14 protein-coding genes and 1 riboswitch are annotated in these 14736 nt (G+C 63.2%); of the genes, 5 read left to right on the plus strand and 9 right to left on the minus strand.

Annotated features, from left to right (window positions below; all coding sequences use genetic code 11):
- Window positions 1-4: 4 nt before the first annotated feature.
- A riboswitch (TPP riboswitch) is annotated at window positions 5-101 on the minus strand.
- 98 nt (window positions 102-199) lie between these two features.
- From CUJ84_RS38980 to CUJ84_RS31475, 9 genes are all read right to left on the minus strand, one after another.
- The gene (locus tag CUJ84_RS38980; RefSeq protein WP_245457604.1) at window positions 200-397 is read right to left on the minus strand and encodes a hypothetical protein; all 198 of its coding nucleotides are present in this window, start codon (window positions 395-397) and stop codon (window positions 200-202) included.
- Between the two features lie 206 nt (window positions 398-603).
- A complete protein-coding gene (locus CUJ84_RS31440) occupies window positions 604-2292 on the minus strand; it encodes an ABC transporter ATP-binding protein (RefSeq protein WP_105009504.1) in 1689 nt (562 codons plus the stop codon).
- Window positions 2289-3233: an acetamidase/formamidase family protein gene (locus tag CUJ84_RS31445; protein ID WP_105009505.1), complete on the minus strand. Its 945-nt coding sequence runs from the start codon at window positions 3231-3233 to the stop codon at window positions 2289-2291. The genes CUJ84_RS31440 and CUJ84_RS31445 overlap by 4 nt, the downstream gene beginning before the upstream one ends.
- Window positions 3234-3299: 66 nt before the next feature.
- On the minus strand, window positions 3300-4919 hold the full coding sequence (locus CUJ84_RS31450) for an ABC transporter substrate-binding protein (RefSeq protein ID WP_105009506.1): 1620 nt from the start codon (window positions 4917-4919) through the stop codon (window positions 3300-3302).
- Between the two features lie 25 nt (window positions 4920-4944).
- The gene (locus tag CUJ84_RS31455) at window positions 4945-5865 is read right to left on the minus strand and encodes an ABC transporter permease (protein ID WP_105009507.1); all 921 of its coding nucleotides are present in this window, start codon (window positions 5863-5865) and stop codon (window positions 4945-4947) included.
- Window positions 5865-6713, minus strand: a complete 849-nt coding sequence (locus CUJ84_RS31460) for an ABC transporter permease (RefSeq protein WP_017996436.1) — start codon at window positions 6711-6713, stop codon at window positions 5865-5867. The genes CUJ84_RS31455 and CUJ84_RS31460 overlap by 1 nt, the downstream gene beginning before the upstream one ends.
- Window positions 6713-7294: an ANTAR domain-containing response regulator gene (locus CUJ84_RS31465; RefSeq protein ID WP_105009508.1), complete on the minus strand. Its 582-nt coding sequence runs from the start codon at window positions 7292-7294 to the stop codon at window positions 6713-6715. The genes CUJ84_RS31460 and CUJ84_RS31465 overlap by 1 nt, the downstream gene beginning before the upstream one ends.
- On the minus strand, window positions 7291-8424 hold the full coding sequence (locus CUJ84_RS31470; RefSeq protein WP_105009509.1) for a transporter substrate-binding protein: 1134 nt from the start codon (window positions 8422-8424) through the stop codon (window positions 7291-7293). The genes CUJ84_RS31465 and CUJ84_RS31470 overlap by 4 nt, the downstream gene beginning before the upstream one ends.
- Before the next feature lie 225 nt (window positions 8425-8649).
- Entirely contained in the window at window positions 8650-9234 is a 585-nt protein-coding gene (locus CUJ84_RS31475; RefSeq protein ID WP_105009510.1) for a DUF1349 domain-containing protein, read from the minus strand.
- A gap of 227 nt (window positions 9235-9461) precedes the next feature.
- Here CUJ84_RS31475 and CUJ84_RS31480 point away from each other — a divergent pair, with 227 nt between their 5' ends.
- The 5 genes from CUJ84_RS31480 (at window position 9462) to CUJ84_RS31500 (ending at window position 14705) form a co-directional block, all read left to right on the plus strand.
- Complete coding sequence (locus tag CUJ84_RS31480; protein WP_105009511.1) at window positions 9462-10988, plus strand: ABC transporter substrate-binding protein; 1527 nt, start codon at window positions 9462-9464, stop codon at window positions 10986-10988.
- 79 nt (window positions 10989-11067) lie between these two features.
- Complete coding sequence (locus tag CUJ84_RS31485; protein ID WP_018246589.1) at window positions 11068-12009, plus strand: ABC transporter permease; 942 nt, start codon at window positions 11068-11070, stop codon at window positions 12007-12009.
- Window positions 12009-12878, plus strand: coding sequence for an ABC transporter permease (locus tag CUJ84_RS31490; protein ID WP_105009512.1), 870 nt, complete (start codon window positions 12009-12011; stop codon window positions 12876-12878). Before CUJ84_RS31485 ends, CUJ84_RS31490 begins: the two co-directional genes overlap by 1 nt.
- Before the next feature lie 49 nt (window positions 12879-12927).
- Window positions 12928-13440: a RidA family protein gene (locus tag CUJ84_RS31495; protein WP_105009513.1), complete on the plus strand. Its 513-nt coding sequence runs from the start codon at window positions 12928-12930 to the stop codon at window positions 13438-13440.
- 68 nt (window positions 13441-13508) lie between these two features.
- Window positions 13509-14705, plus strand: a complete 1197-nt coding sequence (locus CUJ84_RS31500; RefSeq protein ID WP_105009514.1) for an aminotransferase class V-fold PLP-dependent enzyme — start codon at window positions 13509-13511, stop codon at window positions 14703-14705.
- Window positions 14706-14736 lie beyond the last annotated feature (31 nt).

Genomic DNA, 14736 nt, shown 5'->3' on the forward strand with positions numbered 1-14736 from the left:
GATGCCGCGGCCCCGAGCGACTCCCTCCGCCGGCATTATCCGGTTCAGGTTCGAAGGGTGCTTCTCAGCCCGTCTGTCGACGAACGCCCCTGTCTCTCATCGCGCTCTTTTTCGCAGAGAACGGGGCTGATGTCATCCTGAAAATGACAATTCTGCGACCGACGCGGCGCGACGTTTGTGGACGATCTACGAAAGGCGATCAGCCGACGATCTTTGCCAGCAGCCGTCCGACATCCTCGTTGGCGACATTGTTATGAGCATCCGAGGCCGCCGTCTTGATGATGTACTTGTCCGCCAGGAAGATGTTGACGTTGCCGGCCTGCGGCGCGAAGACGGCATTCGTATTGTCCTCGGCGGCCTGGCCCGCCGTCAGGTGCTGCGGACCGTTCGCCTCCATCGCCCCGAACTCGTCGTTTGCATTGTCGATGCACCTGGCGATATCGCGCGACAGGTGCGAAGCCAGCGCATAGGCGAGCGTGCAGGCGAGACCAGCTAAGCGCCGAAGCTAAGGCCGACGAGATGCAGGCGGATCGGCTGCTGCAGCACGAGCTTCGACAGCAAAGCGCTCCTCGTCGACATTCTAGTCATGTCTCAAGCCCTCACTCACGCATGCGCTTCCCTGCCGCGATAGACCTCCGGATCGGGGATCGGAACCGCGGCGATCAGCGCGCGGGTGTAATCATCCCCCGGATTCTCGAATATCTCTCGCCGCGTGCCGGTTTCGATGATGCGGCCGGCGCGCATGACGGCGACGTTGTGCGACATGCGCTCGACCACCGCCATGTCGTGGGAGATGAAGAGATAGGCGAGCCCCATCGTTTCCTGCAGTTCGAGCAGCAGGTCGAGCACCCGGGCGCGGACGGAGACGTCAAGCGCTGCGACGCTTTCGTCGGCGACGATCAGCTTCGGCTCCAGTGCCAGCGCCCGGGCGATGCAGATGCGCTGGCGCTGGCCGCCTGAAAATTCGTGCGGATAGCGCGTCGCCGCATCAGGCGTCAGGCCGACCCGGCGCAGCAGGTCGGCGACGCGGTCCTGCCGTTCGCTGTGGTTGCCGATGCCGTGGATGAGCATCGGTTCGCCGATCGCCTTGCCGACGGCCATGCGCGGGTCGAGCGAGGCATAGGGATCCTGGAAGATCATCTGCGCAGAGCGGCGCACCGGCCGCATCTCGCGCTGGCTGAGGCCGGCAATGTTGCGGCCGTCGATCAGGACGTTGCCCTGGAAGGGGATGAGACCGAGCACGGCCTTGCCGGTCGTCGATTTGCCGGAGCCGCTTTCGCCGACGAGACCGAGCGTTTCACCCGGCAGGATATCGAAGGAGACGCCATCGACGGCTGCGACCGGCGGCTTGCCCCGGAAAATCCGGCTTGCGGCATTGCCGTAGGTAACGGTCAGATCGCGGACGTTGAGGATCGGCGTTCGGTCCGGGTGCAGCGTTTCAACGGCGCGCTGCGTAATGCGTGGTGGCCGATCCGTGCCTGCGAGCGCCCCGAGCCGTGGGACGGCGGCAAGCAATTGCTGAGTATAGGCTTCCTTCGGCCGCTGGAAGACGGCGAGCGCCGTTCCCTGCTCGACGATCCTGCCGTTCTGCATGATGACGACGCGGTCGGCCATTTCGGCGACAACGCCCATATCGTGAGTGATCAGGATGATCGAGGCGCCGAATTCGCGCTTCAACTCGCGCATCAGCCTGAGGATCTGCGCCTGTACGGTGACGTCGAGTGCCGTCGTCGGCTCGTCGGCAATCAGCACCTTCGGCCGGCAGGAGAGCGCCATGGCGATCATCACCCGCTGGCGCATGCCGCCGGAAAGCTCGTGCGGATATTGCTTCAGCCGCCGGGCCGGCTCGGTGATCTGCACGGCATCGAGCATCTTCAGCGCTACCGCCTCGGCATTGTCGCTGCCCTGGTGCGCGCGGATTGCCTCCGTCAACTGGTTGCCGACCGACATGACCGGGTTCAGCGAGGTCATCGGCTCCTGGAACACCATGGCAATTTCACCGCCGCGCACGCTGCGCATCGCCCGGTCGGAAAGCCTGAGCAGGTCGCGCTCGCCGAGCAGTACACTGCCGGAGGCGACCTTCAGCGAGGCTTTCGGCAGCAGCCCCATGATCGACAGCGAGGTGACGGACTTGCCGGAGCCGGACTCGCCGGCGATGCAGAGCGTTTCGCCGCTTGCAAGCTCGAAGCTGACGTCCTGGAGTACCGGCTTGCGGCCTTCGGGCGTGCGGGCATCGACGCTCAGATTGCGAAGGCTGAGCACCGGTGCTGCGGCTGAAATCGCTTCGTTCACGCGAACACGATCCTCGGGAAGTAGAAGGAGACTACCCAATTCGGCTGGTCGACGATCTCGCTGATGCGGAGATCGCCGCAGACCGAGCAGAGCAGATAGGCGTCGACGGCGCTCATGCCATGTTCGGCGCCGAGCAGGTCGATCATGCGCATGACGCTTTCGCGCGCGCCGGTCATCAGATCAGGGCCGATGCCTGTCGTCACCTCGTAGCCGGCGCCGTCCAGATGGCGGGTCACCGGTTCGGTGGTGGTGAAGCGCGGCGTCTGCAGCTTTGCGTCCTTGACGAGCTCGATCGTCGCCTCGACGTTCATCTGGCTCTCGATCGCCGTGCCGCAGACTTCGCCATCGCCCTGGGCGGCATGGGTATCACCGATCGAAAATAGCGCGCCGTCGACCTCGACGGGCAGGTAGAGCGTCACCCCTGCCGTCAGGTCGCGGATGTCCATGTTGCCGCCGACGCGACGTGGGGGAACGACGGAGTGGGTGCCGGGCTCGGCGGGTGCGACGCCGATCGTGCCGGCAAAGGGCTTCAGCGGCACGCGGCCGCCCGGGCCGTAAAGGGCGGGCACCATGCTGTTGGCGTCATAGGACCAGACATGCAGCGCCGGGTCCGTGAACTGGTCGGCAAGCAGGCCGAAGCCTGGAATATTGGCCGTCCAGCCAACGCCCGACGGAATGAACTTGCGCAGCGTCACCTTCAGCGCATCGCCGGGCTTGGCGCCTTCGACATAGACCGGGCCGGAGACCGGGTTGATCTTGCCGAAATCGAGCGCGTTCAACGTTTCCAGCGTCGCATCGTCTCCGAGCTGGCCACCCGATGAATCCATGCATTCGAAGTGGATCGTCTCGCCGGGCTTGGCGACGACGGCGGGGGCGAAATCCTTGTTCCAGCCGAAATTATGCTGGGCGCGGTGAATGGTGTGGGTGCAGGCGATGCACATGTCATGTCTCCCTCGATTTTATGACGCCTTCCCGGCCGGGACCGGGAAGGCATTGTTCTTCAGGGCTTATTGCTTCACGTAGATCGCGTCGTAATTGATGACGCGGGTCGGATCGATGTAGATGTTGTCAGTACCGCCCATGCGCAGCGACTTGGCGACGACGCGGCGTTCGTTGATCACAGGGATCCATGGCGCATCTGCCATGATGTCGGTGAAGATCTTGCCCCAGGCGGCGGTGCGTTCGGTTGCCTTTGCCGGATCGGACATGGAGTCGGCGGCAACTGCGCGCTTGTCGAGATCGGCGTTGCAGTACCACGACCAGTTCCAGCCGCCCGGAACCGCGCCGGCGCAACCGAGGATCGGGCCGTAGAAGTTGGACGGATCCGGGAAGTCGGCGATCCAGGCCATGCCGCCCGACCAGATCATCGGCGCTTCGCCTTCCGTGCCGCCGGCCGAGATGACGTTTGCCTGGGCCAGCGCCCGGACTTCGGCCTTGACGCCGACGGCGGCCAGATCCTGCTGGATCGCCTGGGCGATACGCGGCTGCGGATCGGTATTGGTGGAGTAGAGCACGGTCTCGAAGCCGTCGGGATATCCGGCTTCGGCAAGTAGCGCCTTGGCTTTCGCCACGTCGTAGGCATAGCCGGTGAAGGACTTGTCGTAGCCCGGCATCAGCGGCGGCAGCGGCTGGTTGGCAGGCGTTGCGCGGCCGTTGAGGATGCGGGTGATGCGCTCCTTGTTGATCGCCATGTTCAGGGCCTGGCGAACCTTGACGTTGTCGAAGGGCTTCACCTTGGTGTTCAGCGTGATGTAGCCGGTGTGCAGTTGTTCGCCGTCGACGATCATCTGCGCGCCGTCGGCCGAATTCTTGATTTCGAGGAACTTTGCCGGCGGAATGCCGTCGCCGGCAATATCGACCTCGCCCTTCTGCAGGCGCAAGAGCGCCACCAGCGGTTCCTGGCCGACCTCGACCTTGAAGCTGTCGATATAGGGAACGCCCTTGACGAAATAATCCTTGTTGCGCTCGAAAACGAGCTGCTGGCCGATCGTCCAATCCTTGAGGATGAAGGTGCCGGAGCCGACCGGCTTCTTGCCGAAGTCGCCGGCGGCCGCCTCGACGGCTTCCTTCGGCACGACCGAAGCGAAGTTGATGGCAAGCACGTGCAGGAAGGTGGCGTCGGGACGCGAGAGATTGAAGATGACGGTGCTGTCATCCGGCGTCTCGATGCCGGAGAGCGTCGTCGTCTTGCCGCCGGTTTCATCCTCGAAGCCCTTGATGGCGCCGAAGAAACCGGCGCCGGGGCCTTGCGTCTTCGGGTCGACGGCGCGTTCGATCGAATATTTCACGTCGGAGGCGACGACCTCGCGGCCGTTCGAGAACTTCACGCCCTTGTGCAGCTTGAAGGTATAGGTCAAGCCGTCGGGCGAAACGGTGAAGCTTTCGGCAAGCGAGGGAACCGGGTTCGGCGTGCCGGGTGCGTAATCCATCAGCCGGGAATAGAGGCTCTTGATCATCGACCAGTTCACCCAGTCGTAGCCGATCGCCGGGTCGAGCGTGGTGATGTCGTCCTTGTAGGTGACGACGATGTCGCCGCCCTGCTTGGGCGTTTCCTCAGCCATGACGGACAATGGGGCGAGCGCCACCATCGTTGCCATGGTCGTCTGTTGCAGCCAGCGTTTGAACATCTTGGTTCCCCTTCTTTGGTTGCTGTCAGCGTGTGCGGATGCGCGGATCGATGACCGGCGCGACGAGGTCGGCAAGCAGGTTGCCGATGATGATGGCAAGCGCCGACGTCAGCGTGACACCCATGATGATCGGAATGTCGACCTGCTGGATCGCCTGCCAGGCGAGCTGGCCGATGCCGGGCCAGCCGTAGACCGCTTCGACCACGACCACGCCGCCCATGAACTGGCCGATATCGATGCCGATCATCGCGATGATCGGCAGCACGGCATTGGGCAGCGCATGCCGCAGGATGACGCGTTTCGAGGAAAGACCCTTGGCGCGCGCCGTGCGGACATAATCCTGGTTCAGCACGTCGATCATCGACGAGCGCACCATCCGGGCGTACCAGCCGGCGCCGCAGATGCCGAGTGTTACGGCCGGTAGGACGAGATGCGAGAAGCTGCCATAGCCGCTCATCGGAAACCAGCCGAGCGTTGCCGCCAGCAGGTAGAGCAGCAACAGGGCAACAAGGAACTGCGGCGCCGAGGTGCCGACAAAGGAGGCCATCATCACCAGCCGGTCGACGAAGCCGCCGCGGCGCACGGCAGCGATGGTGCCGAGCGTCAGGCCGAGCACCACCTCGACGAAGATGCCGGCAAGCATCAGTGTCAGCGTCGCCGGCAGTCGCCCGGCGATCAGCGTCCAGACATCGGTTTTCTGCGCATAGGAGCGGCCGAGATTGCCATGTAGCAGATTACCGAGATAGGTGCTGAACTGGACCAGCAGCGGCTGGTCGAGGCCGAGCTCATGGCGGATGTTGGCGACCGTCTGGGCAGTGGCGCTGCGGCCGGCGATCATGCGGGCCGGATCGGCCGGAAGGGCATAGAGCAGCACGAAGGTGATTGCCGCGACGCCCAGCAGGATGAGAGCCGCCTGCGCCAGCCGGCGCAGCATGAGTGACGCCATCAGCCCCTCCCGCGCTGGGTCGGGTCGAGAATGTCGCGCAGCGCGTCGCCCACCAGATTGAAGGACAGCGCCGTCAGAAGGATGATCGCGCCCGGGATGAAGACCAGCCAGGGGGCGGCCTGGAAATAGCTTTGGCTCTCGAAGATGATGTTGCCCCAGGAGGGCTGTGGCGGCTGGACGCCGACGCCGAGGAAGGAGAGTGTGGCTTCGAGCAGCACGGTGGTGGCGATGCCGAGCGTTCCCCAGACGATTGCCGTCGGCACGAGATGCGGCAGGATATGCATGAAGAGCACGCGCATGTGGCCGGCGCCGAGCGAGCGCTCGGCCATGATGAAATCACGCTCCACCAGGCCGCGAGTCTCGGTATAGACGATGCGGGCGACCTGCACCCAGTTGACGAGCGCGATCACCATGGCGACGATCCAGAGGCTAGGCTTCAGCAATGCCGCGAGCACGATGGCGAGCAGCAGCGCCGGAAAGGCCATCATCAGATCGGTGAAGCGCATCAGGATGTTGCCCGGCAGTCCGCGGAGATAGCCGGCAACGATGCCGACGAAGAGGCCGATCGCCACCGCGATGCCATTGGCGACAAGGCCGATGATCAGCGAGGTGCGGGCACCGAAGAGCAGGCGGGAGAAGAGGTCGCGGCCGAGCGTGTCGGTGCCCAGCAGATAGGGACCGCCCGGCGGCAGCGGCGCGCCTTCGAGCGAGAGGCCGTCAAACATCTGCTCGTCGGGGCTGAACGGCGCGATCCACGGCGCTGCAATGGCAAGCCCGATGACGAGTGTGACGACGATCAGGCCGAAGAGGGCCGTTGGCTGGCGGATCATCTGTTTCAGCACATGCATCAGCCCGCCTCCGGCAGAGGTTCGGCACCCGCCAGGATGAAGGCTGATATCTGCTCCATCGGCAGGCGGCGGCGCATCGCGCAATTGCGCAGGATTGCGTAAGCGCTCTCCTCGTCGATGCCGTGTGCGGCCTGAAGCTTTTCGACGGCGGCGTGCACGAGCGGCCGCAGCCGGACGCGCTCTTCGAGATATTGCAGCTTTTCCGCAGTCGCCTTGCGTTCCTGATGAATGGAGACGGCCATGACAAGCGCCGGATAGACGGCCGATGTGGCGATCGGCTTGGCGATGATCGCGCCGGCACCCTGTCCGAGCGCCCAGGCGATGCGGCCGGGCGCTTCCGAACCAAGCAAGGCGACGACGGGGCAAACAGGCGTTTCGCCGTTCCAGGGCAGCAGATCGTCCCAGCCCTGGTCGGCATCGACGATGACGAGATCGGGCAGTGCCGCGGCCGAAAGCGGCGCCCATTGCAGCGTTGCATGGATGCCGAGCAGGCGAAGCTGGCGGATCAGCTTGTCGGTGTTGCCGTCCTCGCGATGCAGGACCGTCGCCTGCCAGCCGGTAAAATTGGGTGTCTCTCTCATGACACCACCCTCAGCCGCGGCAAGGCCTGTCGGTTGCGGCCGGTCAGATAGGGGTCGGCGGCGAGTGGCGGCCGCGAGGCGACGACATCGAAGCCGTTGTCAGCGTTGATCCGGCCGAGATGGAAGGGCAGGGCGGCATGATTGGTCTCGCGGTCGATCGAAAGCGTGCCGAACGGGGTCGGCCAGGATCGATTGTAGAGCTCGCGCCGGACCGCGTCGGGATCGTCACCGCCGGCAGCGACGATTGCATCGACGCAGAGCCGGACGGCCGTATAGGCGCTGGCGAAAACGCTGGAGACACGCCGCTCGGCGCCGTGACGCTCGGTGACGCGGGCCTTGAAGGCGGCATTTTCGGGGGTCGCGATACTGTCGAAATAGGAAGCGGCGCAAAGCTGGCCGGCGGCGGCACCGGCGGCGATATCGTCGAGCTCGCATTCCATCAGGTCGCAGCTGACCACCGGGCAGTTTTCCGCGCGGAAGGCCGGGTCGCGGTCACCGAGGGCCTTGATCGCTTCCAGGAAGGCGTAGCTCGAGGGGCCGATCAGGTTGTTGAGGATGAAGCTCGGGCGGCGTTGCGCGATCTCGGCGACGATGCGCTCGACGGCGGTTTCCTCGAGCGGAAGGTAGCGTTCGCCAAGCACCTCGCCACCGGCATTGGTAATGAGTTCGCGGGCGAGCCGGTTCATCTCCCAGCCCCAGACATAGTTGGCGCCGACGAGATAGGGCCTTGCGCCGTAGCGCGGGATCAGGTGCTCGAAAAGCGGCAACAGATGCTGGTTGGGGCAGCCGCCGACATAGATGACGTTCTCGTTGGCCTCGAAGCCTTCATAGGGGCACATGTACCAGAGCAGGCCGTCATGTTTCTCGACGAGCGGGATGACTTCCTTGCGTGCAGCAGAGGTGATCGTGCCGACGATATGGCGGCAGCCGGCGCGCAGAAGATGACGCGCGCCGTCGAGATAGGCGGCAAGATCGGCATGCGGGTCGAAGAAGACCGGCTCGATCGCCAGCCCTTCGACGCCGGCATATTCGGCCATCGCGAAATCGGCGCCGTCGCGCGCGTCGCGGCCCATCGAGCCGTAGGGTCCGGTGGTCGAAAAGAGGATGCCGATTTTCAGCGCGTCATTCATGAAGTGACCACATCAAAAACCCCACGACGCTGGTCCCATCGAGCGATGAGGCGTCATGGGGCGAAACTGCCCAGAGACTATCGGAGTCATGTCAACGCGGCAGGCCTTCTGCCTAATCCGCAGGCTTGAGTAAAATACAGGCAGCTTATCTTTGTCAAGTGTGCTGCGCTGCACTCGCAGTCATTTGATCTTGTTCTTTCCGTAGAGCCGCAAAAGGACGCTCTTCTAGCTCAAATCATGCAGATCCCTGGTGATCGCCGGGCCGATCGAGAATTCGGAAAAGCGCACCGTCAGTCCGCTACGCTCCGGCGTGCAGGCGGTCGGTCCGACCTCGTAGCGCGTGGCTGCCGGGAAGGGGGCGAGCCGCAGCAGCGGCCAGAAACTCCCATCGCGCGAAGCCTGGATGCGCAGCGCGCCGTTTGCGAGGGTGACGCGGATGCGAAAATCCTCCAATTCCTTGAAGGGTTGCGCCACGGACCAGTCGGACTGGCCGTCGGTGACGACGGTGCTGAGGAAGGCTTCGCCGTCGGTGAACTCGACGCCTGTTTTCACCCAGCGTGTCTCGTCGATGCGCACCATCAGTCCGGCCTGGTCGTAGAGCGTGCGGAATTCGCCTTTGACGCGGATCTGCGCCGTGAAGCCGTCGCCGGTGAGAAAGGCGAGGAAATGGCCGCTGTCGCGGGTGAAGCCATAATGGGTCTCCCGCCAGAAATCGGTTTTCTCGTCGGTCGTCAGGGTGAGACCGGCTTCGTTCGCCAGCCAGTCTGCCGGCTCGTTCAACCATTTGCCGTCGTTGAAATCGATGGTCATCCTGTTCTCCCGTTCCGTTAAAGCCTTGCCACAGGGCGATCGCCTCACCTTGGCATAATGCCCGGCTGTCGTGCAGAGGGCGAGCCGCAGCCGAAGATGGTGTTTCTCCGGCGTCGCGCTACTCGTGAGGCATAATCCGTCGCTCGTGCTTGACAGGATCGATCCATCTCCTATTCTGTTACAAAAAGATGAATTACATAATTGTGGAACTAAATGGGAGCCCTCACATGAAAACATTGGTCGCATTCCTTCTCGGCACTGCGCTCGTCGCCCTGCCTTCGACGCTCCTTGCCCAGGAAAAGGGCGGCGTCATCAACGTCGCGACGATCGGCGAGCCACCGACGCTCGATCCGATGTCATCGACGGCCGATCTGGTCGGCATCGTCACGCAGCATATTTTCGAAACGCTCTATACCTTCGACAAGAGCTGGAACGTCACGCCGCTTCTGGCCGAAAGCCTGCCTGAGATCAGCGCCGACGGCAAAACCTATACGATCAAGCTCAGGACCGGCATCAAGTTCCACAACAATACCGACATGACCTCGGAAGATGTCGTCGCCTCGCTTGGCCGCTGGATGAAGATCGCCTCGCGCGGCAAGCAGGTGGCCGGTTTCATCGACAAGGTCACCGCCGTCGATCCGGCAACCGTCACGATCACGCTGAAGCAGCCCTATGCGCCGCTGACCTCGTTGCTTGCCTTCAACAATTCGGCCGCGATCATCATCCCGTCCGAAAAGCAGGACGAGCCGATGAAGGAATTCATCGGCACCGGTCCCTACATGCTGAAGGAGCGCAAGGCCGACCAGTATATCCAGCTCGTCCGCTTCGACGGCTATAAGTCACGCGAGGGCGACAGCAACGGTTATGGCGGCGCCCGTCATCAATATCTCGATGAAATCCGCTTCGTGCCGGTGCCCGACCCGAACACCCGCGTCGAGGCCGCCATTTCCGGCCAGTATGATTATGTCGACTCCATTCCGGTCGAATCCTACGATAAGCTGAAGGCCTCCACCGCCTCGCAGCCGATCATCCTGAAGCCCTTCGGCTATCCCGTCTTCGTCTTCAACACCGCCGATGGCGTCAACAAGAATGTCGAAGTCCGCAAAGCGGTTCGCCAGGCGCTCAGCATGGAGGACATGCTGGCGGCGGCGTTCGGCAGCAAGGATTTCTACGCGCTCGACGGCGCCATCTATCCGAAGACCTTTGCCTGGTCGACGGATGCCGGCGTTGAGGGCGCCTATAACGTCGCCGATCCGGAAGGGGCGGCGGCTGCCGCCAAGAAGGCCGGTTACAACGGCGAACCGATCCGCATTCTGACCAGCCGCCAGTACGAGTTTCACTACAAGATGGCGCAGGTCGCCGCCGAATATCTGAAGCTTGCCGGCTTCAACGTCGATATGCAGGTCGTGGACTGGGCGACGCTGACGCAGCGCCGCACCGATCCGAAGCTCTGGGATATCTATATCACCCATAGTCCCTTCCTGCCGGAGCCTGCCCTGATCGGCTCGCTCTCGACCAGCTCGCCGGGCTGGTGGGATACGCCGGCCCGCAAGGCCGCCGTCGATGCCTTCACCTCGGAAGTCGATCCGAAGAAGCGCGTGGCGCTCTGGGCCGATGTCCAGAAGGCGATCTATGCCGACGCCCCCTTCATGAAGATCGGCGACTTCAACGCCGTTTCGGCCGAGTCGACCAAGCTCGAAGGCGTCGATCCGGCTCCGTGGCCGTATTTCTGGAATGCTTCGATCAAGAAATAAGCATCGTCACCGATACCGGCCCGCCGTGGCCGGTATCGGGCTTCTTTTTCGCAGCGTCTGCAAAGGTTACCAGGCATTCATGATACGCTACATCCTCCAGCGCCTGTTCGGCATGATCGTCGTGATGTTTCTCGTCGTCACGATCGTCTTCGTCATCGTGCGCGTGACGCCGGGAGATCCGGCCGCCGTCATGCTCGGGCCGGATGCGACGCCGCAGGATATTGCCGACCTCAGGTCCCGGCTCGGCCTCGATCAGTCGCTCGGCCTGCAATATGTCTATTATATCGGCCAACTGCTGAAGGGCGATCTCGGCCAGTCGATCTTCCTCAACATGCCTGTCACTTCGGCCTTGCTCGACCGTGCCGAGCCGACCTTTTTCCTGACGCTGTTCTCGCTGGCTATCGCCAGCATCATCGCCTTGCCGATCGGCATTTATGCCGCCTATCGGCGCGGCTCCTTCGTCGACCAGGCGGCAACGACGCTGGCGATGTTTGCCGCCAGCATTCCAAGCTTCTGGCTCGGCCTGATCCTGATGCAGTTCTTCGCTGTCAGGCTCAACCTCTTCCCGGTCTCAGGTTATGGCGGCCCCGGCTCGACCTTTTTCGAGCGCATGTATCACCTGACGCTGCCCGCCTTTGCGCTCGGCATCGTCTCCTCGGCGCTGATCCTGCGCTTCACCCGCGCGTCGATGCTTGATGTGCTCGGCGACGATTATATCCGCACGGCCCGCGCCAAGGGGCTGATCGAGCGCCGGGTCATTCTCAAACACGCGCTGAAGAATGCGCTGATCCCGATCCTGACGGTGATCGGCCTGACGGCAGCGGTGCTGATATCTGGCGCCGTCGTCACCGAGACCGTCTTCGGCCTGCCGGGTGTCGGCAATCTCGTCGTCTCGGCGGTGCTGCGCCGCGACTATCCCGTCATTCAGGGGGCGCTGCTCGTCATCGCCGCCCTCTACGTGCTGATCAATTTTGCGATCGACATGCTCTATCTGCTGATCGATCCGAGGGTGCGCTACTGATGGCCGATATCGCAATCAAGTCAGTCGAAGGCGAGGGCAGCAAATTCACCAGGCGCTTGCTGAAGCGCAAGACGGTCGCCTTCGGCCTGCTGATCCTGACGATCTTCGTGCTTCTGGCAGTCTTCGCGCCTGTTGTCGCACCCTATTCGCCGTCGAAGCTTTCCATCGTCAACCGGCTGAAGCCGCCGAGCGGCATGTTCTTCTTCGGCACCGACGAGTTCGGCCGCGACGTCTTTTCGCGCACGATCTTCGCCGGCCGCCTGTCGCTGCTGGTCGGTGTTGCGGTCGTGACTCTGTCAGCCGTGATCGGTGTGACGCTTGGCCTGCTTGCCGGCTTCTTCCAGAAGCTCGATACGCCGATCGCCCGATTGATCGATGCGATGATGGCGTTTCCGGATATTCTGCTGGCGATCGCGCTCGTCGCAGCCCTCGGCCCGTCGCTGACCACGGTCATCATCGCGCTGTCGATCGTCTATGCGCCGCGCCTTGCCCGCATCGTCCGCGCTTCGACGCTGGTCATTCGTGAGCTGCCCTATGTCGAGGCGGCAAGGGCGCTCGGCATCTCGACCTTCCATATCATGACGCGGCATGTGCTGCGCAATCTGCTGTCGCCGATCCTGGTGCAGGCGACCTTCCTTTTCGCCAGCGCGATGCTTGCCGAAGCCGGCCTGTCTTTCCTCGGCCTCGGCGTCAGCCCCGAAATCCCGACCTGGGGAACGATGATCGCCGCCGGCCGCCAGTATATCGGCCAGGCCGACTGGATGACGCTGTTTCCAGGCGTCGCCATCATCCTCTCCGTGCTGTCGCTGCAGATGGTCGGCGACGGCCTCAGGGACATGCTCGATCCCAGACTTCGCAAGGATCTTTAATCTGCCGACCAAGCGTCGGCCCAATCCAATTCGCCCAATCGAAAATTGCATGACAGGAGTTTGCGTGAATCAGTTTCCTACCGCCGCCGGCAAGGTCGAGAACTCGCCTTACGAACGGCTTGCCGCCCTCGGTATTGCGCTTCCGCCGCCGCCGCCGCCGATCGCCAATTTCGTGACGCATGTAATCGAAGGCAATATGCTCTACCTCTCCGGCCAGGGACCGCGCGAGGCCGACGGTTTCATGCATGCCGGCAAGGTCGGCGCCGGCATCAGTGTCGAGGAGGCCTACGGCCATGCGCGGCTGACCGGCATCAACCTGCTTGCCGTCATGCAGGATGCGCTCGGTGATCTCACCCGGGTCAAGCGCGTGGTGAAACTGCTCGGCATGGTCAATGCCGTGCCTGAGTTCGAGGATCATCCGAGCGTCATCAACGGCTGCTCGGATCTGCTGATCGCAGTCTTCGGGACGGCTGGCGAACATGCCCGCTCGGCGGTCGGCTTCGGCTCGCTGCCCGGTAACATCACCGTCGAGATCGAGGCGATCGTCGCCTTGCACGGCTGACGGGAGCTCGACACGCTTGATCGACCGCCCCATGTTTCGTTTTTCGACCCAGAATCCTGGAGATCTCCATGTCCACTGATATCCGCCCGTCGTTTGGCCTTCGCCCTGTCATCAATGTATCGGGCACGATGACCAGCCTCGGCGCCTCGATCGTCGTTCCCGAAGCGATCGAGGCGATGGCATCGATCCTGCCGCACTTCGTCGAGATCAACGATCTGCAGCGCAAGGCAAGCGGCATCATCGCCCGGCTGACCGGCGGCGAAGCGGGCTTCGTCACCGCCTCCTGCTCGGCCGGCATTTCGCTGGCTGTTGCTGGCGCGATCACCGGCAATAATCTGCTGGCGATCGAGAGGCTGCCGGATGTCGTGCCGGAGAAGAACGAAGTGCTGGTGCAGATGGGCCATGTCGTCAGTTACGGCGCTCCGGTCGACCAGGCGATCCGGCTTGCCGGCGGCAAGGTCGTGCTTGTGGGGCAGGCGACCTCGACGCATCGCTTCCACATGGAAAACGCCATCACCGACAAAACCGCAGCCGCCGTCTATGTCGTCTCCCACCATGTCGTCGATTACGGCCTATTGAACCTCAAGGAATTCGTCGAGATCGCCCATGCCAAGGGCGTGCCCGTCATCGTCGATGCGGCTTCGGAATATGATCTCAGGATTTTCCTGGAGCAGGGGGCCGATATCGCCCTTTACTCCGGCCACAAATTCCTCGGCGGCCCGACTTCGGGCATCGTTGCCGGCAGGAAGGAGCTGGTGCGTCATGCCTTCCTGCAGAATATGGGCATCGGCCGCGGCATGAAGGTCGGCAAGGAGAGCATCTTTGGCGTCATGGCAGCACTCGAAGCCTGGGAAAACCGCGACCATGCCGGCATCCGGGAACGCGAGACCAGCTATCTCAACCTGTGGAAGCGGACACTCGACGGTCGCCCTGGCCTCACCGCACTGATCGAGCCTGACCCGACCAACAATCCGCTCGATCGGCTGCGCCTGATCGTCGATCCCGAGCAAGCCCATATCACCGCCTGGGATCTGGCCGATGCGCTTGCCAAGGGTAGCCCGCCGATCATCGTGCGCGACCATGAGGTGGAGCACCGCTATTTCTACCTCGACCCGTGCAACCTGCATCCGGGTGAGGAGAAGATTGTCGCCGAGCGCCTGGCGCAGGAACTCGACAGGGCGCGCGCCTCCAACGAGATCATCGCAACGCCGATCGAGAACCGCAGCAGGCACCGCTTCGACGGTGCGCTGCGCTGGCCGGATTGATCCGTCGCCGCTCATCTGCCGCAAGAGGAAT

This window comes from Rhizobium leguminosarum, from assembly GCF_002953715.1.
GTDB lineage: Bacteria > Pseudomonadota > Alphaproteobacteria > Rhizobiales > Rhizobiaceae > Rhizobium > Rhizobium leguminosarum_V.

Bases quoted from the DNA above. Each gene is read 5' to 3' on its own strand.
- CUJ84_RS38980 (WP_245457604.1), bottom strand. From the start codon at position 397: ATGGAGGCGAACGGTCCGCAGCACCTGACGGCGGGCCAGGCCGCCGAG.
- CUJ84_RS31445 (WP_105009505.1), bottom strand. From the start codon at position 3,233: ATGTGCATCGCCTGCACCCACACCATTCACCGCGCCCAGCATAATTTC.
- CUJ84_RS31450 (WP_105009506.1), bottom strand. From the start codon at position 4,919: ATGTTCAAACGCTGGCTGCAACAGACGACCATGGCAACGATGGTGGCG.
- CUJ84_RS31455 (WP_105009507.1), bottom strand. From the start codon at position 5,865: ATGGCGTCACTCATGCTGCGCCGGCTGGCGCAGGCGGCTCTCATCCTG.
- CUJ84_RS31460 (WP_017996436.1), bottom strand. From the start codon at position 6,713: ATGCATGTGCTGAAACAGATGATCCGCCAGCCAACGGCCCTCTTCGGC.
- CUJ84_RS31465 (WP_105009508.1), bottom strand. From the start codon at position 7,294: ATGAGAGAGACACCCAATTTTACCGGCTGGCAGGCGACGGTCCTGCAT.
- CUJ84_RS31470 (WP_105009509.1), bottom strand. From the start codon at position 8,424: ATGAATGACGCGCTGAAAATCGGCATCCTCTTTTCGACCACCGGACCC.
- CUJ84_RS31475 (WP_105009510.1), bottom strand. From the start codon at position 9,234: ATGACCATCGATTTCAACGACGGCAAATGGTTGAACGAGCCGGCAGAC.
- CUJ84_RS31480 (WP_105009511.1), top strand. From the start codon at position 9,462: ATGAAAACATTGGTCGCATTCCTTCTCGGCACTGCGCTCGTCGCCCTG.
- CUJ84_RS31485 (WP_018246589.1), top strand. From the start codon at position 11,068: ATGATACGCTACATCCTCCAGCGCCTGTTCGGCATGATCGTCGTGATG.
- CUJ84_RS31490 (WP_105009512.1), top strand. From the start codon at position 12,009: ATGGCCGATATCGCAATCAAGTCAGTCGAAGGCGAGGGCAGCAAATTC.
- CUJ84_RS31495 (WP_105009513.1), top strand. From the start codon at position 12,928: ATGACAGGAGTTTGCGTGAATCAGTTTCCTACCGCCGCCGGCAAGGTC.
- CUJ84_RS31500 (WP_105009514.1), top strand. From the start codon at position 13,509: ATGTCCACTGATATCCGCCCGTCGTTTGGCCTTCGCCCTGTCATCAAT.